This window comes from Pseudomonas sp. R15(2017) (assembly GCF_002112685.1).
GTDB lineage: Bacteria > Pseudomonadota > Gammaproteobacteria > Pseudomonadales > Pseudomonadaceae > Aquipseudomonas > Aquipseudomonas glycinae.
Map to the genome: position 1 here is coordinate 50,740 of NZ_NEII01000018.1, position 19,088 is coordinate 69,827.

Here is a 19,088-nt window from a genome sequence, read left to right on the forward strand (position 1 = left end):
AAATTCCCTTCGCCACAGGATCCGCCCCCATGAAAGCCGCACTCGCCGAACTCATCAGCAAAATCAGCTCCGGCTGCATGGGCGAAGACGAGATCCTGAAAGTCGCGGATGAAGCGGCGCAGGCTTACGCCGATGCCGACGCATTTCTGACCGCCAACCCGGACATCAACTACGACGACACTTTCCCGATTCCGCTGGGTGAGTGGGTCGTGGTCGGGAGCCTGCCGGAGACCGTGCTGTTCCAGGCTGACACCTACGCCGACCTGTTCGCGCAGATCGTTGCCTCATTCGGCCCGGGCGTCGAGTTCAACCTCAAGCCCAAGCAACTGGCCAAGACCGAGGCGCTGACCGCGCTCAACCGCATCCAGGTGCAGATGAGCAGCCTGAACAAGGAAAACGGTGGTTACACCCTGATGAACTTCAGCCAGTTGCTCGACGACGAGCTGCAAGTGGTGCTGGTCTACGGCAACGACGTGCCGCGCGTACTGGAACTGTGCGCCGAAGCCGGCATTGCCGCCGCGCCGTCGCTGGAAGCCCTGAAGGTCGCCGTTCACGTCTGAACGCAATAAAAGGGAACCCTGAGCGCGACCGTCTATCCTAAAAGTGCATGCCACTATTTTGGAGCGACACCATGGGTTCCACGTTCAACGGCCTGGTCGGCCTGATCATTCTTGCGCTCGACATTTGGGCGATCATCAATGTGCTGAAAAGCGGCGCCGAGACCGGGATGAAAATCCTCTGGGTGCTGCTGATCATCCTGCTGCCGGTGCTGGGCCTGATCATCTGGGCGATTGCCGGGCCGCGGGGCAACGTGCGGATCTGACCGTTCGCACCCTGATCGGGTCGGGCCGATGAACTGAGGTTCGACCTGTCATCTTCGGCAACGTAGAATGCGCGCCTTTCCCGGGCAATCGAACCTGACGATTGGCGCCCGCGCATTCATCGGAGCACTTCACCATGACCGTCACCAAGACCAGCGAATACCTGGAAACCCTCTACGAAGGCTACGGCCAGCGTTTTCGCATGGAAAAACTGCTGCACGAAGTGCGCACCGAACACCAGCACCTGGTGATTTTCCAGAACCCGCGCATGGGCCGGGTGATGGCGCTGGACGGCGTGATCCAGACCACCGAAGCCGACGAATTCATCTACCACGAAATGCTCACCCACGTGCCGATCCTCGCCCACGGCACCGCCAAGCGCGTGCTGATCATCGGCGGCGGCGACGGCGGCATGCTGCGCGAAGTGACCAAACATGCCAGCGTCGAGCACATCACCATGGTCGAGATCGACGGCACCGTGGTCGACATGTGCAAAGAGTTTCTGCCGAACCACTCCAGCGGTGCGTACGACGATCCACGCCTGAACCTGGTGATCGACGACGGCATGCGTTTCGTCGCCACCACCACTGAAAAATTCGACGTGATCATTTCCGACTCCACCGACCCGATCGGTCCGGGCGAAGTGCTGTTCTCGGAAAACTTCTACCAGGCCTGCCACCGCTGCCTGAACGAGGGCGGCATCCTCGTGACCCAGAACGGCACGCCGTTCATGCAGATCGAAGAAGTGAAAACCACCGCCGGCCGCATGCGCAGCCTCTTCCCGGACTGGCACTTCTATCAGGCAGCCGTCCCAACCTACATCGGCGGTTCGATGACCTTTGCCTGGGGCTCTACCAACCCGGCCTACCGCAAGCTGAGCCGTGAAGTTCTGCAACAGCGCTTCATCGGCAGCGGCATCGTCACCCGCTACTACAACCCGGAAATCCATATCGGCGCCTTCGCCTTGCCGCAGTACGTGCTGCAGGCAGTGAACAAGCCAAGCAACGACTGATCGATCACGGGTCAGAAAAAGCCGAGGCCGGTGTGCGAAAACACGCTGGCCTCGGCTTTATTCATGTTGCATCGGTGTAAACCTTTTGAACGATCAATCCTGTTAAAAGTCGAGATAGGTGTAAGCCCATTTGCGGGTTTGATCGAGGAGGCTCCGATGTCAAAGTGGAAAGTCACTTTCGTGGACGATCATGGTGAAACGATCGACGAAGTCTTCGAGTGCGAGGAATGCCCCAGTCATGAACGGGCAGCTCGCCTCATCAAGGAACGATTGCTGCCAGTCGCCGCCGAGCTTGACCTGAACGATCTGGAAGGGCGCACCGCCGATGCCGGCGTAAAAAGCCTGAAAACCCAGAACAGCATCGAAATCCGCAGCATCACCCCAATCTGAATCTTCATTTTCTTCATGTACCAGGCCTTGGCAGCGGCTCTATCTTGGGGCTACTCTGCAAGCGAGATCAGCGAACGGATCGCTAAGGTCTGGTCTTGTCAGCTACATGCTTGTTTCCCGCCGGCAACGCGGTTGCCGTAAGCACCCGGGCCCTGTGGGCCAGTGCAGGGAATACGGAAAGTCTATCCATCTATGCGAGGGGGACGATTCATGAGCACAGCCTATCAAGAAGACATCAGCAGCAGCGTGCTGCGCCGCATGAAAGAAGGCGGTTTTGATTTTTCCCGATTCCATCCCATCGAGTTCTACGCCATTTTCCCGGACGAGGAGCGGGCACGCAGGGCGGCAGGCAAATTTCGCGGTGAATCCATCAATGCCCAGGTCAGCGCGCGCGACGACGGCGCCTGGTCTCTGGAATTGAGCAAGGTGATGTACGCAACCTACGACGACATTGGCGATTTCGAGCAGGGCTTTTCGGCGGTGGTCGAGCCCTTGGGCGGCATCATCGAAGGCTGGGGCGTGAAACAGGAGATCCGCAACCGGCACCGTTTGAACTGATCACTCTCGCAACACGTCGAGCAACGGCTGACCTTCGGGTCGGCCGTTGTCGTTTCTACGGCCCCGAAAGCGCATGGCAAAACCCTGAAACAAGAAACCGGCGCAAAAAAAAGCCACCTGAAATGGTGGCTAAAAGGGAAGACCGCAAGGAGAGGAAACCGGTCAGGGTTAAGGCCGGGAGGGCTGCCAGGGCAAGCCGGAACAGTGAGGCTGCGTGCTTCGTCAGCGACGTTTTTGCAGCGGATGCGCGGATTATCCGCAGCCGCCGGCGGGCAGTGAAATCAACTCTGACTATGCTGGTGATAGGCGACGGGACTGCGTCGCAATGAAGCGGGGGCGATCAGGTTGGGGCATTTGCCGCACAGGAATGGTGCGGTGCGTGTGGCGTGATTATCCAACCGATTGAAATCAAAGCGTTTATGCCGATGGCACGGGCCTTGCGAAGGCCTGTATGTCCGGAGTGACAAGGAGTACGGCATGATCCGCACCTATTTTGATGAAATGTACGATGCCGGCGGCCAGATCCGCCCGCATTACCGGGAGTTTGCCCGCTGGCTGGCCGAAACGCCTGACGAGCTGCTGGCCCAGCGGCGACGCGAGGCCGATCTGCTGTTCCATCGCGCCGGGATCACCTTCACGCTCTACGGGGACGAGCAGGGGACAGAGCGTCTGATTCCCTTCGACACCATTCCGCGCAGCATTCCGGCCAGTGAATGGCGGATCGTCGAGCGCGGCTGCATCCAGCGGGTCAAGGCGTTGAACATGTTCCTCGCCGACCTTTACCACGAGCAACGCATCATCAAGGCCGGGATCATTCCCGCCGAACAGGTGCTGGCCAACGAGCAATATCAGTTGGCGATGCAGGGGCTGGATCTGCACCGCGATATCTATTCGCACATCTCCGGCGTCGATCTGGTGCGCGACGGCGACGGCACGTATTACGTGCTCGAGGACAACCTGCGCACGCCAAGCGGCGTGAGCTACATGCTCGAAGACCGCAAGATGATGATGCGACTGTTCCCCGAACTGTTCGCGGCCCAGCGCATCGCTCCCATCGACCATTACCCGAACTTGCTGCTCGACACCCTGAAAAGCTCAAGCCCGATCGACAACCCGAGTGTCGTGGTGCTGACGCCGGGTCGGTTCAACAGCGCGTTTTTCGAGCATGCATTTCTCGCCCGGGAAATGGGCGTGGAGCTGGTGGAGGGCGCGGACCTGTTTGTGCGCGACGACAAGGTCTTTATGCGCACCACCGACGGCCCGAAAGCGGTGGACGTGATCTACCGCCGGCTCGACGACGCGTTCCTCGATCCGCTGGCCTTCCGCCCGGATTCGATGCTCGGCGTGCCGGGGCTGCTGTCGTCGTATCGCTCCGGCAACGTGGTGCTCGCCAATGCCATCGGCACCGGCGTGGCGGACGACAAATCGGTGTATCCGTTCGTTACCGAAATGATCCGTTTCTACCTCGACGAAGAACCGATCCTGAAGAACGTGCCGACCTGGCAATGCCGCAACCCGTCTGAACTTTCCCACGTGCTGGCCAATCTTCCGGATCTGGTGGTCAAGGAAACCCAGGGCTCCGGCGGTTACGGGATGCTCGTGGGGCCGGCGGCGACCACCGCGGAAATCGATGCGTTCCGTGAGCGGATCAAGGCCAAGCCCCACGCGTACATCGCGCAACCGACGCTGTCGCTGTCGACTTGTCCGACCTTTGTCGAAAACGGCATTGCGCCGCGTCACATCGACCTGCGCCCGTTCGTATTGTCCGGCCGTGAAACCCGGGTCGTGCCCGGCGGTTTGACCCGTGTCGCCCTGCGTGAAGGCTCTCTGGTGGTGAATTCATCCCAGGGCGGCGGAACCAAGGACACCTGGGTGGTCGAGGATTGAAGGAAGCCTGCCATGTTAAGTAGAACTGCCTCGGATCTGTACTGGATGTCGCGCTACCTGGAGCGGGCGGAAAACCTCGCACGGATGCTCGACGTCAGTTATTCGCTGTCGCTGATGCCGCAGGACGGCCGTGGCGACGGTCTGCACGAACTGGCGATGCCGCTGCTGATCACCGGCACGCTGGACGATTACCTGGAACGCCACGGCGAGCTGCATGCCGAGCGCTTGCTGCACTTCTTCGCCCTCGACGCGGCCAATCCGGCGAGCATCTATAGCTGCCTCGGCGCGGCGCGCGCCAGCGCCCATGCGGTGCGTGGCCGGATCACCGCCGACATGTGGGAGAACATCAACGCCACCTGGCTGGAGATTCGCGGGATCGCCAATCAGGGCCTCAGCCGCTATGGCATGAGCCGCTTCTGCGAGTGGATCAAGGAGCGTTCGCACCTGTTCCGTGGGGCATCCTACGGCACCATCATGCGCAACGACGCGTTTCGTTTCATTCGCCTGGGGACCTTCATCGAGCGGGCGGACAACACCTTGCGCCTGCTCGATGCGCGTTACGAAATGGCCGGCGATCAGGCCGAAGCAGTCAGCGACGGCACCGCTCACGCCTATTACCAGTGGAGCGCCTTGTTGCGGGCGCTGTCATCGTTCGAGGCCTACACCGAAATCTATCGCGATGCGCCGGGCGCCCGGCATGTGGCCGAGCTGTTGCTGTTGCGCGCCGACGTGCCGCGTTCGCTGCGGGCCTGCACCGAAGAGATCGACCAAATTCTGGCGCAGTTGCCGGGGGCCAACGGTCGTCCCGCACAAAGGCTGGCGGCGGAAATGGATGCGCGTCTGCGCTACACCGGCATTCAAGAAATTCTCGAGGAAGGGCTGCACGCCTGGCTCACCGAGTTCATCCCGCTGGTGCGCCAGCTGGGCAACGCCATTCACAGTTCCTACCTGGAGGCCGCATGAGACTTTCCATCAGCCACGAGACCACCTATCACTACGAAGATCAGGTGCGCGCGAGCATCCAGTACCTGCGCCTGACACCCCACGACAGCGAGCGTCAGCACGTGCTGAGCTGGCAGCTCGACCTGCCACGCCCGGTACGAGCCCAGCTCGATCCGTTCGGCAACATTCTGCACGTCCTGACCATGGACGAGCCTCACGAAGCGATCATCATCGGCGCCCGGGGGCAGGTCGATATCGACGAGTTGCGCGAAGCCGAGCACGAGAGTCAGTCGGCGCTGCCGTTCCTGCGTTTCACCCGGCTGACCGAGGCTGACGAGGCGTTGCGGGCGTTTGCCGAGAAATCCTGCAAGCAGCGACGGGACCGCAATGCACTGATCGACCTGATGCATGGGCTGAACCAGCACATGACCTACAAGCCGGGCGCCACCGAAGTCGATACCAGCGCTGCCGAGGCGTTTGCCGGGCGGGCGGGTGTTTGCCAGGACCACGCCCACGCGTTCCTGGCCTGCGCACGCAGCCTTGGTGTGCCGTCACGTTATGTGTCGGGTTATCTGTACAGCGAGGATTGCGAGCATCTGGCCAGTCACGCCTGGGCCGAAGCCTGGATCGATGACGCCTGGTACAGCTTTGACGTGACCAATGAACTGGCGCGGCCGGAGCGGCACCTGAAACTGGCGGTGGGGCTGGATTACCTCGACGCCTGCCCGGTGCGCGGCATGCGCCGGGGCGGCGGGTCAGAGCAGATGCACGCGAAAGTGCTGGTGTCGCCGACACCAGCGCCAATCATCTCGGTGCAGCAGCAGTAAGATCCGGGATACCGCATCGCTGGCAAGTCGAGTCGTCGCACCGCAGCTCCCACAGAAATGCCGCTGATTCAAATCCAACGCATAACCTGTGGGAGCGGGCTTGCCCGCGAAGAGGCCAGTGAGCGCACTGCAAGACTCAAGTCATCAAGGCTTAACCTTGCGCCCGGCCATGTGCTGCAAATACCCGATCAGTTTCTGCAGATCCGCATCCGGCAACACCTCGGCGGAAAACCCCGGCATCTTCGCCTGCGGCCACTGGCGCAGACTCTGTGGGTCGCGGATGTAGCGCTTGAGGAAGTCCGCGCCGAAGTATTCGGTCGGGTTGTACGGAATATTCAGGTCCGGCCCGAATTGCGCATCGCCTGCGCCATTCAGGCGATGGCAGGCCAGGCAGTTCTTCTGGAACAGGGCAAAGCCCTGATTCACCGGGTCATCGGCCTTCAACGCAAGATCCGGCAACAAGGCAGGGAAGCGCTCGGCCACCGGTGCCATGCGCTTGATGCTCGCCACTTCGAACGGCCATTGTTCCGGGCTGATGTTGCCGGCCTGCGGATCAGTCCACACCAGATAGAACGGCCCGGCGCTGTGCTTGCCTTCCGACAGCGGCGGCCAGGGCTGCGCCGGATCTTCGATGGCCAGCCAGGCGCGGGAACCTTTGCTCTCAAGTAGCGGCGCGGCGGAAAGCTCTGCGGCGAAACCGTCCAGCGCTACGGCTTGCAGGTGATCCTCCGGTTTGATGCCGGTCAGCAGCGCGGCCATCGGCACGGCGCGATAAGTCATGTCCTTCTTGTAGGACACATCATTCTTGATCGTGAGGGTTTGTACCTGAGGATGCTTGAGCAACTCCTCGGTCTGCCAGGTGCGGGTGTTTGCACCCAGCTCCAGGTTCAGCTGCGCGGCAGAAAGGGGCATGCTCAGCAGCGCGGCCCCAAATAGAATGAGCGTTTTCAAGTGATCGCCGTCCATGTCGTGGAAGTGCGCAAAGATTGGCACAGCCACGCTGGCCCGGGTAGCGGGCCAGTCGCATTTTCAGTGGCGATACACAATACCTGACACTTGAATCAGCCGATGACCTTGGTCAGGTTCGGCAGAATCAACAACAGCGTCGTGGCGAAAAGAATGAGCCCTGCTTGACGTACTTTCGGTTGTTTGAACATGGCTTGACCGCCTTTTTTGTTATTTCCTGATGCCTGCCTGCATATCCATGATGGCAAGCGCTGCACTTCCTGTTGAAGAACGTCTGCCTCGGCAAAACCCGACGACAACAACGTACATCTTCACCTTAGGGCCCGCGTCACGCTTCGCTTAGATCCATTTCGTATGTATTTGCTACCTGTCGCGATTAAAAAGGCATGAGGCCCATTGCCAGCTTCTTTGCCGCCCGTTTGCTAGACAGCTCGCGCACCTGAACCGGTTAATCAAGCCACGGATGACCGTCCGTCTGAGCGTGCGCGTCAACGTCATTGAGCGCTGTGGTCATTGAATCCATGACGGGTGAAGACAACAGTGGCAGCACGAATTTCACTCACCGCACAGGTTCGAGGACGTCATGACCCAAGCTTTGATTTTCGACGCGTTACGCACGCCCCGTGGCAAGGGCAAGGCCGACGGTTCGCTGCACAGCGTCAAACCGGTGAACCTGGTGGCAGGGCTGCTGACCGCTTTGCAAGCGCGCACGGCGCTGGACACCAGCCAGGTCGATGACGTGGTGCTCGGTTGCGTCACGCCGATTGGCGATCAGGGCTCGGACATCGCCAAGACCGCGGTGCAGGTGGCCGATTGGGATGTCAGCGTCGCGGGCGTGCAGATCAACCGCTTCTGCGCCTCGGGACTGGAAGCGGTGAACCTGGGGGCGATGAAAGTGCGCTCCGGGTTTGAAGAGCTGGTGGTGGTCGGCGGCGTCGAATCCATGTCTCGCGTGCCGATGGGTAGCGACGGTGGCGCCTGGGCGCTCGACCCGCAGACCAACCTGCACAGCCACTTCACGCCACAAGGCGTCGGCGCCGACCTGATCGCCACCCTTGAAGGCTTCAGCCGTCAGGACGTCGATGCCTACGCGCTGCACTCGCAACAGAAAGCGGCGCGCGCCCGGGCCGACGGATCGTTCAACAAGTCGTTGGTGCCGGTGCAGGACCAGAACGGCATCATCCTGCTTGATCACGATGAGTTCATTCGCGCCGAGTCGACCCTCGAAGGTCTGGGCAAACTCAAGCCGAGTTTCGAAATGATCGGCCAGATGGGCTTCGACGCCACGGCACTGCGAGTCTACAGCCATGTCGAGCGGATCAATCATGTGCACACGCCGGGCAACAGCTCGGGGATCGTCGATGGCGCGGCGCTGATGCTGATCGGCTCCGAAGCCAAGGGGCGTGCGTTGGGCCTGCAACCCCGGGCGCGGATCGTCGCCACGGCGGTCACCAGCACCGACCCGACCATCATGCTCACCGGCCCGGCGCCGGCCACCCGCAAGGCACTGGCCAAGGCCGGGCTGCGGGTGGAGGACATCGACCTGTTCGAGGTCAACGAGGCCTTCGCCTCGGTGGTGCTGAAATTCATCAAGGACATGGCCGTCGATCCGGACAAGGTCAACGTCAATGGCGGCTCGATCGCCATGGGCCATCCGCTGGGGGCCACCGGTTGCGCGATCCTCGGCACCTTGCTCGATGAACTGGAAGCCCGGCGCCTGCGCTACGGCCTGGCGACGCTGTGCGTCGGCGGTGGCATGGGCATCGCCACCATCATCGAACGCCTCTGACCTCAAGGAATCCTGTCATGACCCAAGCCATTCGTTACGAAAAAGGCCAGGACGGCATCGTCCTCCTGACCATCGACATGCCGGGCCAGAGCGCCAACACCATGAACGCGGTGTACCGCGAGGCCATGGCCGAAAGCGTCGCCCATTTGCAGGCGGAAAAAGATGAGATCGCCGGGGTGATCATCACCTCGGCCAAGAAAACCTTCTTCGCCGGCGGCGACCTGAATGAATTGATTAAGGTCGGCAAGCCCGAAGCCAAGGCTTTCTACGACATGGTGCTGACCCTCAAGGGTCAGTTGCGCACTCTGGAAACCCTCGGCAAACCGGTGGTCGCGGCGATCAACGGCGCGGCGCTCGGCGGCGGCTGGGAAATCTGCCTGGCCTGCCACCACCGCGTGGCGCTGGACGATGCGTCGGTGCAACTCGGTTTACCGGAAGTGACCCTCGGCCTGTTGCCGGGCGGCGGTGGTGTGGTGCGGATGGTGCGCATGCTTGGCATCGAAAAGGCTTTGCCGTATCTGCTTGAAGGCAAGAAAGTCCGTCCGCAGCAGGCGTTGCAGGCAGGTTTGATCGATGAACTGGCGGCGGATCGCGATGAGCTGCTGGCCAAGGCCCGGGCCTGGATCCTGGCCAATCCTGCGGCCGTGCAGCGTTGGGATGTGAAGGGTTATCAGATTCCCGGCGGCACGCCATCCAATCCGAAAGTTGCGCAGATGCTGGCGATTGCGCCGTCGATCCTGCGCACCAAAACCCAAGGCACGTTGCCGGCACCGGAGAAGATTCTGTGCGCGGCGGTGGAAGGCGCGCAGGTGGATTTCGACACGGCGCACCTGATCGAAACCCGCTACTTTACCGAACTGACCACCGGCCAGATCTCGAAAAACCTGATCGGCACCTTCTGGTTCCAGCTCAATGAAATCAATGCCGGCGGGTCGCGGCCGCAGGGTTTTGCGCCTTATGCGACGAAGCGCGTGGGCGTGCTCGGCGCGGGCATGATGGGCGCCGGGATCGCCTATGTCAGCGCATCGGCCGGGATCGACGTGGTGCTCAAAGACATCAACCTCGCGGCTGCGGAAAAGGGCAAAGCCCATTCGGCGGCATTGCTGGACAAGAAAGTCGCTCGCGGGCAGATGACTGCGCAGCAGCGTGAAGCGGTGCTGGCGCGCATCCATCCGACCGAAAGCGACGCCGATCTGGCAGGTTGCGATCTGATCATCGAGGCGGTGTTCGAGGATCGTCAGCTCAAGGCCAAGGTCTCGGCGGCAGCGCAACAGGTGGTCGGCGCCGACGCTGTGATTGCTTCCAACACCTCGACCTTGCCAATCACTGGCTTGGCGACTGCAGTACCGGATCAAAGCAAGTTCATCGGCCTGCACTTCTTCAGCCCGGTGGAGAAGATGCCGTTGGTGGAAATCATCAAAGGCGCGCAAACCAGCGACGAAACGCTTGCCCGTGGGTTCGATTTCGTACTGCAAATCAAGAAAACCCCGATTGTGGTCAACGACAGTCGTGGCTTCTTCACTTCGCGGGTATTCGGCACTTTCACCAACGAAGGCATTGCCATGCTGGGTGAGGGCGTCAGTGCGCCGATGATCGAGACCGAAGCGCGTAAGGCCGGCATGCCTGTCGGGCCGCTGGCGATCTCTGACGAAGTTTCCCTCAGCCTGATGAGCCATATCCGTCAGCAAACGGCCAAAGACCTTCAAGCAGAAGGGAAACCGCTGATTGAGCACCCGGCGTTCGCCGTGATTGACTTGCTGCTCAACGAATACAAGCGGCCGGGCAAGGCAGCGGGAGGCGGTTTTTATGAGTACCCGGCGGGTGGTCAGAAACATCTGTGGCCCGAGCTGAAAACCCGTTTCGAGAAAGCCGACGGGCAGATTTCGCCCAAGGATGTGCGTGATCGACTGCTGTTCGTGCAGGCCATCGAGACCGTGCGCTGTGTGGAGGAGGGCGTGCTGACGTCGACGGCGGACGCCAACGTCGGCTCGATCTTCGGCATCGGCTTCGCGGCATGGACGGGCGGCGCGTTGCAGTTCATCAATCAATATGGCGTGAAGGACTTTGTCGCGCGGGCGCAGTATCTGGCGGAGCAGTACGGCGAGCGTTTCGTACCGCCAGCGTTGCTGCTTGAGAAGGCTGCGAGGGGCGAATTGTTCTAACGGGCTGGGGACGCATTTCGGGGCTTGCCTTGCCGGGTGGTTTCAAGGCAGGCTCTGGGCTGTGCATTATTCCCATCACGTGTCAGGTATTTTTTATGTCGCTACGCATCTGCATTCTGGAAACCGACATCCTGCGTCCGGAACTGGTCGATCAATATCAGGGTTACGGGCAGATGTTCCAGCACCTGTTCTCGCAACAGCCGATCGCCGCCGAGTTCACGGTGTACAACGTGATGCAGGGCGATTATCCGAGTGATGACCTGACTTTCGATGCGTACCTGGTCACTGGCAGCAAGGCCGATTCGTTCGGCACCGACCCGTGGATCCAGACCCTCAAGCAATACCTGCTGACCCGCTATGAGCGCGGCGACAAACTGCTCGGCGTGTGCTTCGGCCATCAGCTATTGGCACTGCTGCTGGGCGGCAAAAGCGAGCGAGCTACGCAGGGTTGGGGAGTCGGCATTCACAATTACAAACTGGCCGCCAAGGCGCCGTGGATGAGCCCGGTGCGTGAAGAGTTGACGCTGTTGATCAGCCACCAGGATCAGGTCACGGCGCTGCCGGAGAATGCCACGGTGATTGCATCGAGCGATTTCTGCCCGTTCGCCGCGTACCACATCAACGATCAGGTGCTGTGCTTCCAGGGGCATCCGGAATTCATCCACGACTATTCGCGGGCGCTGTTGGATCTGCGTCAGGAAGCGCTGGGCGAGCAGGTGTACAGCAAGGGCGTGGCCAGCCTGGAGCATCAGCACCACGGCACCACGGTGGCGGAGTGGATGATGCGCTTCGTGGCGCACAAGCCGACCGCCGCTTGAGTCCGAACGCCCTCGTGCCTTGCACCGGGGCGTTTTTTTACTTACAGCCAACCGGATTTCTTGAAGCTCGCCCACAGGCTCACGCAGCCGACCGTGATAAAGCCCAGTACGCCGAAATAGCCGTAGTGCCAGCTCAACTCCGGCATGTTCTGGAAATTCATCCCGTAGATCCCCGCCACCGCCGTCGGGAATGCCAGAATCGCCGCCCACGCTGCAAACTTGCGCTGCACCACGCTCTGGCGTGACGCCTCCAGCAGCACGCCAATTTCGATGGTCTGGCTGGCGATGTCGGCCAGCGTAGTCAGGTCTTCCATCTGCCGGTTCACATGGATCTGCACGTCGCGAAAGTACGGACGCATGTTCTTGTCGATGAAGGGGAAGCTCAGCTTCTGCAGTTCTTCGCTGATTTCCACCATGGGAGCGGCGTAGCGGCGCAGACGCAGTACGTCGCGACGCAGGCCGTGCAGCTTTTGGATGTCGTGTTCATTCAGTGCGCTGCACAGCACATTGCGCTCCAGCTCATCAATCTCGGCATGGATCGCTTCGCCCACCGGCTGATAGTTTTCGATCACGAAATCCAGCAGCGCATACAGTACGAAATCTTCCCCGTGTTCCAGCAACAGCGGCCGCGCCTCACAGCGCTGGCGGACATGGGCGTAGGACGCCGAATGGCCATTGCGGGCAGTGATGATGTAGCCCTTGCCGGCGAAGATATGGGTTTCGATGAACTGCAGAATTCCGTGTTCGCGCACCGGCGAGTAGGTGACGATGAACAGCGCGTCGCCAAAGGTTTCGAGCTTCGGCCGGCTGTGTTTTTCCAGGGCGTCTTCGATGGCCAGTTCGTGCAGATTGAACTGGCGTTGCAGGTTGGCCAGTTCCTGGGCATTCGGCTCTTCGAGGCCGATCCAGACGAAGTGGCCAGTCTTGGCGGCCCAGGCCGCGCCTTCGTCGAGGGTAATATTGGTGACTTTCTTACCGGCGCTGTAAACCGCAGCAGCAACAACTCGACCCATGGTGGTGATTCACTTCTACTTGGCAGATGGCAGGGGAGGCATGGCTTCAGCTTAGCCGTGTCGCTGCTTGAGAGTCAGTGAAATCTGCACAGTTCAACGGACAAAAGAAAACCCGCACTGGGCGGGCTTCTTTATTCACGCGGCTTGCAGCTGCCGGTCCATCGCATCGATGCATTCGCGCATCTGTTCGCGGCACTGGTTGATGAGCGTGGGCATGTCGTCCATGGTCATGCCGGCGGTAGGAATCGCCGGCAGCGAGCGAATGAGAATTTTCCCGCTGTGCCAGCGATTCAGACGCATGTGCTTGATGTAGCTGCTGACACACACCGGAACGATCGGCACTCCGGCGGCGATGGCCATCTGGAACGCGCCTTTCTTGAACGGCAGCAGTTCTTCACCCAGGTTGCGGGTGCCTTCCGGAAAGACCCAGATCGAGGTGTCTTTGTGCTGCAAGGTGTCGGTGGTGGTCAGCATCGACTGGCGCGCCTTGTGCGCGTTCCCACGATCGATCAACACATTGCCCGCCAGCCAGAACAGTTGCCCGAACAGCGGTACCCACTTCAGGCTTTTCTTGCCGATGCACACGGTACGATGCGGCACCACGTTACCGAACACGAACAGGTCGTAGTTGGACTGATGGTTGGCGATGATCACGCAGCTGTCGGGTTTGTTCATTAGCGCGCCAACATCGGCCTTCACCCGCAGACGCAAAATGCACATGGCCGGCAGTGCATAGAGACGGGCACACAGGCGACTGTTGTCCGGATTGAACGGGCGGCACAGCCCGAGGATCACCCCGAGGATTCCCGCCAGAATAAAGTGCAGGCCCATCAATAACATACGAAACACAAACAGCATTTTCAGGCCCATCGGGACAAAAGGTGGCGCAGTGTACGGATGTGCACTGTTTTCGGCAATTGCCGCTATAGAGTCCGGAGATGGGCGATGTTTAAGCGCATGTTTCCGACTTGTTGGTCAGAGGCGTCCTAGAGCTGCTGCGGAGTTTTCAACGGGGCGTGCAAGAAAAAGCCCGACACGACGGTCGGGCTTTTCTGAATCGGTATGAGCCGGGTGTCAGCCCAAGTGTTCCTGATCTTGGATGATTGCGTTGTCCAGGGTTTCCAGCAGCGCCTTGCGCACTTTCAGCTTGGTGTTCTTGTGCGCGGTCATGTTGATCTTCTTCAACTGACGCGCGGCGGCGAGGGCAGCGCCTTGCAGTTCTTCTGCCGCGACCACCTTGTCGAGAAAACCGGCATCCACTGCGCTTTGCGGATCAAACATCTCCCCGTTGATCACCGAGCGATGGAAGGCCGAGCGACGCAGACGATCACGAGCCAGCTCGATGCCGGCGTGGTGCATGGTCATGCCGATCTGCACTTCGTTCAGACCGATGCTGAACGGGCCGTCGACGCCGATCCGGTAATCGGCGGACAGCAGAATGAATGCGCCTTTGGCCACGGCATGCCCCGGGCAAGCAACGATTACCGGGAACGGGTGCGACAACAGGCGACGGGCCAGGGTCGAGCCGGCGGTCACCAGCGACACGGCCTCTTTAGGGCCAGCAGTCATCACTTTCAGGTCATAGCCGCCAGACAGAATGCCCGGCTGACCGGTGATGATCACAATGGCACGATCCGCCACCGCCTGATCCAGCGCCGCGTTGAAGGCCGCGATCACGTCCGGGGAAATGGCGTTGACCTTGCCGTTGCTCAGGGTCAGGGTCGCGATACCGTCTTCGAGGTGGTAGGCAATCAGGTCGCTCATGGCGCAATTCCTTGTAAGAAAGATGGGCAGACGTTACCCACCGTCGCCGGTCAGGTAAAGCACTGTGACTGACCCGCCAGTCACCGTTTACCGCCCGATGCGCTGCAACGCGCCCCGCGTCTGACGCCTGCGCACCTATAAAGAAGGGCCGCGCCCACCCGAGATTGGCCGAATCACCATGGACTCTCGATGGCGGTCGCGGCTTTTTCGCTTAACCGCATGAAAATTCTGAAAAAAAGTTTGCCATCAGAAAAGCTTTCGACTACATTAGCGCGCCTCGACAGACAGAACATGTCTGAAGAGATACGGTGAAGTGTCCGAGTGGCTTAAGGAGCACGCCTGGAAAGTGTGTATACAGGAAACTGTATCGAGAGTTCGAATCTCTCCTTCACCGCCAAATTCGATGTAAACAAAACCCCTGGTTTCGAAAGAAGCCAGGGGTTTTGTGCATTCTGGTGCCCGGTTTTTTGGTCGCAGAGATCGCTTCGGCTTCTCTTTGCCAGGGCATTACAATCGTGGCTTTATCCGGCAAGTAAAAGGACGACCTCCATGATCATTTCCACCACCCATTCCATCGAAGGCCGGCAGATTACGGCGTATCTGGATATCGTCAGTGCCGAGTCGGTGCAGGGCGTGAATGTGATTCGCGATATGTTCGCCGGCATGCGGGACTTTTTCGGTGGGCGTTCGCAGACGCTGGAGCGGGCGTTGAAGGAGGCGCGTGTTCAGGCGACTGACGAAATCAAGGAGCGTGCGCGGGCCTTGCAGGCGGATGCGGTGGTCGGGGTGGATTTCGAGATCAGCATGCCAGCGGGAAAGGGCGGCATGGTGGTGGTGTTTGCGACCGGTACGGCGGTCAAGTTGCGCTGAGGCTTGTGAGCCCATTCAAGGGAATGGGCTCTTTGCTGACAATCAGCCCTGTGGTTTGAGCAGGACAGTGCCTTTCGAATCGTAGGTCAGTGGTGTATCGATCGCGACGAGAGGCGGGGTATCGCCCGGCTGAGCTGGTTGGGCCGGGTCCGGGTGGTAGATGACACCAGGCTGCAACGGGCTCGGTCCAGTCGGTTGCTTGATGACGATTTCGCCCGAAGCGACTTTTTCCTTGAATTTCTCTGCTCCGGCTTTGCCGGCGGCGATCTGTTCATCCGTGAGCTTTACAACGGGCAGTGTCGGGAATCCTTTAATTTCCATGTTCTCTCCTTGAGATTGATTGCGTAGGAAAAAGGGCAGCGGCCAGTTGCCGGGAATCTTTAGGCGCGTGAGACCAACGGTTCGTCATTGTGTTTAATTTCCGTAGGCCATTCGTCGGGCTTTGGGTGATCTGAATCACAAGTCCAGGAATGACCGGCTAGTCTCAAAAGCCTTGGAGGTCGATATTTTTTCAGGCAAAAGGGTTTGCCGGTGTCGGCCCGCTTTTGAAAAGGGGTGAAGAGATGACTGATCCGTACATCGAAGACGACGGGGCTGAGTTTTCATTCAACAATTGCGTGCGCTGCGGCCAGACGGAGTATCAGGCCGGATTCGGTGAGGATCCGGTGCAGACCGGCAAGATCAAGTCGACAACACCCAAGGGGCCTAAAGCAAAATTTCTGCCCAAGGTGACGGCACGTTCCAGGAAGTAATCCGGATGCCACACAGCCCCGCCATTGAGCGGGGTTTTTTGTTTCTTTTTCGAGAAATGCCCTACAGAAATTGCAAATTCGTCTGGTTTCTTTCACAAACTTTTCACACCCGCCTGAGTAGGGTGAAGCCATCCGTTAGAAAGCAAGTCTCCAGCCCGTCTCCCCAGCGGGCTTTTTTTTGCCTGCCATAAAACCTTTTCCATAATCGCTGTCCAATCGGCGCCAAGTGCGCTGCAACGCTGGACATTGCCGCGGCAACAGCATTCAATCTGCGCCCTTTTTTATTCCTTCTGTTGAGGTTCTCGTCATGCGTTTAACTCTGCCTGCTCTGGTTCTGGGGCTTCTGGTTGCTCAAGGTGCAATGGCTGGCGACGGTACCGCCGCACTGGGTGGCGGTCTGGGCGGCGCGCTGGGTAACGTGGTTGGCCAAAAAATGGGCGGCAGCAACGGCGCGGCCATTGGCGCTGGCCTGGCCGGCGCAGCTGGCGGTGCGTTGGCAGCGAAGAAGGGGGCCCGCACAAAGGCGGCTATTGGCGGTGGTGTCGGTGCGGCGGGTGGTTCGATCATCGGCAACAGCCTGGGTGGCAAGAACGGCGCGACTATCGGTGCCGGCCTGGGCGGCGCTGCTGGCGGCGCAGTGGGCAGCAACTTGTCCAAGGGGCACAAGCGTCACTGATTGCGAATGCATGTCTGAAAAGGCCCGACTTTATGCCGGGCCTTTTCGTTGCTGAACGTTTTACCCGAATTCGCCTCCAATGCCACATAGCCCACTCCGCGGGCGAACCGTCCCGATCCGGGACCTGTGAGGTCTGTATGCGCTCGACTTTAACTGCAACTGCGTTGGTTATAGGACTGCTCGTGGCTCAAGGCGCCATGGCTGCCGGCGATGGTTCCGCGGCTGTCGGTGGTGGGCTGGGCGGTGTACTGGGCAATGTGGTCGGCGGCCAGCTCGGCGGCAGCACCGGTGCTGCGGTGGGTGCCGGCGTTGGCGGTGCGGCCGGTAGTGCCGTCGGAGCGAACAAACGCAATCGCACGGAAGCCGCCATTGGCGGTGGCCTCGGCGCCGCAGGCGGTTCAGTGGTCGGCAACAGCCTCGGCGGCTCCACCGGTTCGACCATTGGCGCAGGGTTGGGTGGCGCAGCGGGTGGTGCGGTCGGCAACAACCTGGGTGACGATGGCGGCAAGTCGCACTCCGGCGGTGGTCATAAGCACAAGTACAAACACAAGAATCGTCATCGTTGAGTGATCGGTTCTACGGAAACCCGGCTTTATGCCGGGTTTTTTGTGCCTGTGCGTCATGCGCAGGAACGATTGGCGACCATACTTTTCGAACGTCGTATACGAATGCGACTGACGAGGTGCGCCATGACTCCCGAAACCGAAGGCAAGGAAGAAAAAGGCCCGAGCGGATTGCCGTTTATCAATGATCCGGGGAATGAAGATCCGGGGTCATTGATGGATGATGCGACGGTTCCGCTTTTGGAGGGTGAGGAAGAGCTTGAGTATGAGGATTTTGATGATGATGAGTGATGGACACTTGTTTCGTTGAATATTGGAAATTCTATTTAGAGCGCTAAGGGCTTGAGCAGTGGTCTAACCCAGCCATTCGCTATCGAACAAACGAGACATCAATCCTGTCCGCGTTAATTTTGACGAACTGCCCATTCAGATGTGGGTATTCGTAGTGGATATCCTGATCCATAAAATCAACAAACGACCGGAAAACCTCGCCATCCAGATAGCCATAAACTTCACAGTGGAATCCACTACCGAGCATCTTGATCTGCATTTCTTCGCATTGTGTGGCTGACACAAACTCGTCATCAGACAGCACCATTTCGAACTCAGCCTCGTAAGTTTTTCCGACCTCAATTTTCGAAGGGCTGTGGCTTACGAAGCATCTGACCTCAACGCCCTCAACAACCAGCAAAATAGCGTCTTCTACAAACGGATCTATTTCGACGACCAAAGCTTTGTGTGTCTTAGTCATGAGCAGGTCTCACTGTTTTATCTTGTGCATTACCATTGATTGTCCGCCAAAATTCTTTTCCACTTTTGGTGTGTAGAGTCGTAATTTCATCATTTGTGTTGGTGCCCACGAAAGCAAATTTCGCTTCACCTTTCCGGTTATTCCCCATTAGTTGGATATATCCTGCTCGCATCTCTCCTTTGTATAAGTACTCCACACGCGTGCCTTGATTCACTACTCCTCGTGCGATGAGCAAGTACTCTTCGTTGGTCATCGCCTTGAATTCGGCGCCATGCTTTTCAAAATGCGCGGCGAGTTTTTCATCACTACCAAAATTTCCCGGTCGAGATTTGGGCTTTGGGGTCAGCGGTTCACCTTCGTCAACAACCGAACCGCTCACCCCATCCGGAACCGGACATCCTGGCTTGTTCGGCGGCGGACAATTGGATGTCAACCCCAACGGATCCACCCACCCCGTCGGATTCGGCACGTACCGGTACTGATTCACCCCACCCGCCAACTTCACCGGATCCGGCGTCAGGTACCGT

At 59.5% G+C, this 19,088-nt stretch carries 23 protein-coding genes and 1 tRNA gene; 17 read left to right on the forward strand and 7 right to left on the reverse strand.

The features are described from left to right. Positions 1 to 29: 29 nt before the first annotated feature. The 8 genes from CAF77_RS27470 to CAF77_RS27510 all read left to right on the forward strand — a co-directional run bounded on the left by CAF77_RS27470 (position 30) and on the right by CAF77_RS27510 (position 6,437). Entirely contained in the window at positions 30 to 560 is a 531-nt protein-coding gene (locus CAF77_RS27470; protein ID WP_007959985.1) for a hypothetical protein, read from the forward strand. A gap of 71 nt (positions 561 to 631) precedes the next feature. Beyond that, the gene (locus CAF77_RS27475) at positions 632 to 823 is read left to right on the forward strand and encodes a PLDc N-terminal domain-containing protein (protein WP_007959984.1); all 192 of its coding nucleotides are present in this window, start codon (positions 632 to 634) and stop codon (positions 821 to 823) included. Positions 824 to 957: 134 nt separating this feature from the next. Continuing rightward, a complete protein-coding gene (gene speE, locus CAF77_RS27480; RefSeq protein ID WP_085655732.1) occupies positions 958 to 1,833 on the forward strand; it encodes a polyamine aminopropyltransferase in 876 nt (291 codons plus the stop codon). Positions 1,834 to 1,989: 156 nt separating this feature from the next. Continuing rightward, the gene (locus tag CAF77_RS27485) at positions 1,990 to 2,223 is read left to right on the forward strand and encodes a hypothetical protein (protein ID WP_007959980.1); all 234 of its coding nucleotides are present in this window, start codon (positions 1,990 to 1,992) and stop codon (positions 2,221 to 2,223) included. A gap of 210 nt (positions 2,224 to 2,433) precedes the next feature. Continuing rightward, complete coding sequence (locus tag CAF77_RS27490) at positions 2,434 to 2,781, forward strand: ribonuclease E inhibitor RraB (RefSeq protein ID WP_007959978.1); 348 nt, start codon at positions 2,434 to 2,436, stop codon at positions 2,779 to 2,781. Positions 2,782 to 3,258: 477 nt separating this feature from the next. Next, a complete protein-coding gene (locus CAF77_RS27500; protein ID WP_085655733.1) occupies positions 3,259 to 4,668 on the forward strand; it encodes a circularly permuted type 2 ATP-grasp protein in 1,410 nt (469 codons plus the stop codon). Positions 4,669 to 4,680: 12 nt separating this feature from the next. Beyond that, positions 4,681 to 5,631 carry an alpha-E domain-containing protein gene (locus CAF77_RS27505; RefSeq protein ID WP_007959974.1) on the forward strand — a complete coding sequence of 317 codons (951 nt, stop codon included), beginning with the start codon at positions 4,681 to 4,683 and terminating at the stop codon, positions 5,629 to 5,631. Continuing rightward, entirely contained in the window at positions 5,628 to 6,437 is an 810-nt protein-coding gene (locus CAF77_RS27510) for a transglutaminase family protein (protein ID WP_007959971.1), read from the forward strand. The genes CAF77_RS27505 and CAF77_RS27510 overlap by 4 nt, the downstream gene beginning before the upstream one ends. A 144-nt stretch (positions 6,438 to 6,581) precedes the next feature. Here the strand turns inward: CAF77_RS27510 and CAF77_RS27515 are convergent, their stop codons facing one another. Further along, complete coding sequence (locus CAF77_RS27515) at positions 6,582 to 7,403, reverse strand: cytochrome c (RefSeq protein ID WP_085655734.1); 822 nt, start codon at positions 7,401 to 7,403, stop codon at positions 6,582 to 6,584. A 583-nt stretch (positions 7,404 to 7,986) separates the two neighbouring features. Here CAF77_RS27515 and CAF77_RS27520 point away from each other — a divergent pair. From CAF77_RS27520 to CAF77_RS27530, 3 genes are all read left to right on the forward strand, one after another. Then, entirely contained in the window at positions 7,987 to 9,192 is a 1,206-nt protein-coding gene (locus tag CAF77_RS27520; RefSeq protein ID WP_085655735.1) for an acetyl-CoA C-acetyltransferase, read from the forward strand. Between the two features lie 17 nt (positions 9,193 to 9,209). Then, positions 9,210 to 11,354, forward strand: coding sequence for a 3-hydroxyacyl-CoA dehydrogenase NAD-binding domain-containing protein (locus CAF77_RS27525; RefSeq protein WP_085655736.1), 2,145 nt, complete (start codon positions 9,210 to 9,212; stop codon positions 11,352 to 11,354). Between the two features lie 95 nt (positions 11,355 to 11,449). Further along, positions 11,450 to 12,172 carry an amidotransferase gene (locus CAF77_RS27530; RefSeq protein WP_085655737.1) on the forward strand — a complete coding sequence of 241 codons (723 nt, stop codon included), beginning with the start codon at positions 11,450 to 11,452 and terminating at the stop codon, positions 12,170 to 12,172. Positions 12,173 to 12,213: 41 nt separating this feature from the next. Here CAF77_RS27530 and CAF77_RS27535 read toward each other — a convergent pair whose 3' ends face one another. The 3 genes from CAF77_RS27535 to CAF77_RS27545 form a co-directional block, all read right to left on the reverse strand. Continuing rightward, positions 12,214 to 13,185 carry a magnesium and cobalt transport protein CorA gene (locus tag CAF77_RS27535; RefSeq protein ID WP_085655738.1) on the reverse strand — a complete coding sequence of 324 codons (972 nt, stop codon included), beginning with the start codon at positions 13,183 to 13,185 and terminating at the stop codon, positions 12,214 to 12,216. Between the two features lie 135 nt (positions 13,186 to 13,320). Then, complete coding sequence (locus tag CAF77_RS27540; protein WP_064384027.1) at positions 13,321 to 14,043, reverse strand: 1-acylglycerol-3-phosphate O-acyltransferase; 723 nt, start codon at positions 14,041 to 14,043, stop codon at positions 13,321 to 13,323. 216 nt (positions 14,044 to 14,259) lie between these two features. Continuing rightward, positions 14,260 to 14,949 carry a crotonase/enoyl-CoA hydratase family protein gene (locus CAF77_RS27545; RefSeq protein WP_011333225.1) on the reverse strand — a complete coding sequence of 230 codons (690 nt, stop codon included), beginning with the start codon at positions 14,947 to 14,949 and terminating at the stop codon, positions 14,260 to 14,262. Positions 14,950 to 15,256: 307 nt separating this feature from the next. Here CAF77_RS27545 and CAF77_RS27550 point away from each other — a divergent pair. Further along, positions 15,257 to 15,346: transfer RNA gene (locus CAF77_RS27550), tRNA-Ser, on the forward strand. 152 nt (positions 15,347 to 15,498) lie between these two features. Then, positions 15,499 to 15,819, forward strand: coding sequence for a YbjQ family protein (locus CAF77_RS27555; RefSeq protein WP_007959944.1), 321 nt, complete (start codon positions 15,499 to 15,501; stop codon positions 15,817 to 15,819). 42 nt (positions 15,820 to 15,861) lie between these two features. Here CAF77_RS27555 and CAF77_RS27560 read toward each other — a convergent pair whose 3' ends face one another. Next, entirely contained in the window at positions 15,862 to 16,140 is a 279-nt protein-coding gene (locus tag CAF77_RS27560) for a hypothetical protein (RefSeq protein WP_011333226.1), read from the reverse strand. A gap of 242 nt (positions 16,141 to 16,382) precedes the next feature. Between CAF77_RS27560 and CAF77_RS27565 the strand changes: the two genes are divergently transcribed. From CAF77_RS27565 to CAF77_RS29415, 4 genes are all read left to right on the forward strand, one after another. Continuing rightward, a complete protein-coding gene (locus CAF77_RS27565) occupies positions 16,383 to 16,571 on the forward strand; it encodes a hypothetical protein (RefSeq protein WP_041475182.1) in 189 nt (62 codons plus the stop codon). Between the two features lie 307 nt (positions 16,572 to 16,878). Next, the gene (locus CAF77_RS27570) at positions 16,879 to 17,247 is read left to right on the forward strand and encodes a hypothetical protein (protein WP_011333227.1); all 369 of its coding nucleotides are present in this window, start codon (positions 16,879 to 16,881) and stop codon (positions 17,245 to 17,247) included. A gap of 137 nt (positions 17,248 to 17,384) precedes the next feature. Further along, positions 17,385 to 17,813 carry a glycine zipper domain-containing protein gene (locus tag CAF77_RS27575; RefSeq protein WP_011333228.1) on the forward strand — a complete coding sequence of 143 codons (429 nt, stop codon included), beginning with the start codon at positions 17,385 to 17,387 and terminating at the stop codon, positions 17,811 to 17,813. A gap of 123 nt (positions 17,814 to 17,936) precedes the next feature. After that, positions 17,937 to 18,101 carry a hypothetical protein gene (locus CAF77_RS29415; protein ID WP_007952178.1) on the forward strand — a complete coding sequence of 55 codons (165 nt, stop codon included), beginning with the start codon at positions 17,937 to 17,939 and terminating at the stop codon, positions 18,099 to 18,101. A gap of 79 nt (positions 18,102 to 18,180) precedes the next feature. On the opposite strand, the gene CAF77_RS27580 is transcribed toward CAF77_RS29415, so the two are convergent. Next, the gene (locus CAF77_RS27580; protein WP_064378732.1) at positions 18,181 to 18,561 is read right to left on the reverse strand and encodes a hypothetical protein; all 381 of its coding nucleotides are present in this window, start codon (positions 18,559 to 18,561) and stop codon (positions 18,181 to 18,183) included. Then, on the reverse strand, positions 18,554 to 19,088 hold a 535-nt coding region (locus CAF77_RS27585), incomplete at its 5' end, for an RHS repeat-associated core domain-containing protein (protein WP_305883654.1). The genes CAF77_RS27585 and CAF77_RS27580, both read right to left, overlap by 8 nt.

Coding starts and splice junctions, on each gene's coding strand:
- CAF77_RS27530 (WP_085655737.1), top strand. CDS start 11,450: ATGTCGCTACGCATCTGCATTCTGGAAACCGACATCCTGCGTCCGGAA.
- CAF77_RS27520 (WP_085655735.1), top strand. CDS start 7,987: ATGACCCAAGCTTTGATTTTCGACGCGTTACGCACGCCCCGTGGCAAG.
- CAF77_RS29415 (WP_007952178.1), top strand. CDS start 17,937: ATGACTCCCGAAACCGAAGGCAAGGAAGAAAAAGGCCCGAGCGGATTG.
- CAF77_RS27565 (WP_041475182.1), top strand. CDS start 16,383: ATGACTGATCCGTACATCGAAGACGACGGGGCTGAGTTTTCATTCAAC.
- CAF77_RS27510 (WP_007959971.1), top strand. CDS start 5,628: ATGAGACTTTCCATCAGCCACGAGACCACCTATCACTACGAAGATCAG.
- CAF77_RS27525 (WP_085655736.1), top strand. CDS start 9,210: ATGACCCAAGCCATTCGTTACGAAAAAGGCCAGGACGGCATCGTCCTC.
- CAF77_RS27490 (WP_007959978.1), top strand. CDS start 2,434: ATGAGCACAGCCTATCAAGAAGACATCAGCAGCAGCGTGCTGCGCCGC.
- CAF77_RS27475 (WP_007959984.1), top strand. CDS start 632: ATGGGTTCCACGTTCAACGGCCTGGTCGGCCTGATCATTCTTGCGCTC.
- CAF77_RS27515 (WP_085655734.1), bottom strand. CDS start 7,403: ATGGACGGCGATCACTTGAAAACGCTCATTCTATTTGGGGCCGCGCTG.
- CAF77_RS27500 (WP_085655733.1), top strand. CDS start 3,259: ATGATCCGCACCTATTTTGATGAAATGTACGATGCCGGCGGCCAGATC.
- CAF77_RS27575 (WP_011333228.1), top strand. CDS start 17,385: ATGCGCTCGACTTTAACTGCAACTGCGTTGGTTATAGGACTGCTCGTG.
- CAF77_RS27545 (WP_011333225.1), bottom strand. CDS start 14,949: ATGAGCGACCTGATTGCCTACCACCTCGAAGACGGTATCGCGACCCTG.
- CAF77_RS27555 (WP_007959944.1), top strand. CDS start 15,499: ATGATCATTTCCACCACCCATTCCATCGAAGGCCGGCAGATTACGGCG.
- CAF77_RS27470 (WP_007959985.1), top strand. CDS start 30: ATGAAAGCCGCACTCGCCGAACTCATCAGCAAAATCAGCTCCGGCTGC.
- CAF77_RS27580 (WP_064378732.1), bottom strand. CDS start 18,561: ATGACTAAGACACACAAAGCTTTGGTCGTCGAAATAGATCCGTTTGTA.
- CAF77_RS27535 (WP_085655738.1), bottom strand. CDS start 13,185: ATGGGTCGAGTTGTTGCTGCTGCGGTTTACAGCGCCGGTAAGAAAGTC.
- CAF77_RS27540 (WP_064384027.1), bottom strand. CDS start 14,043: ATGCTGTTTGTGTTTCGTATGTTATTGATGGGCCTGCACTTTATTCTG.
- CAF77_RS27485 (WP_007959980.1), top strand. CDS start 1,990: ATGTCAAAGTGGAAAGTCACTTTCGTGGACGATCATGGTGAAACGATC.
- speE (WP_085655732.1), top strand. CDS start 958: ATGACCGTCACCAAGACCAGCGAATACCTGGAAACCCTCTACGAAGGC.
- CAF77_RS27505 (WP_007959974.1), top strand. CDS start 4,681: ATGTTAAGTAGAACTGCCTCGGATCTGTACTGGATGTCGCGCTACCTG.
- CAF77_RS27560 (WP_011333226.1), bottom strand. CDS start 16,140: ATGGAAATTAAAGGATTCCCGACACTGCCCGTTGTAAAGCTCACGGAT.
- CAF77_RS27570 (WP_011333227.1), top strand. CDS start 16,879: ATGCGTTTAACTCTGCCTGCTCTGGTTCTGGGGCTTCTGGTTGCTCAA.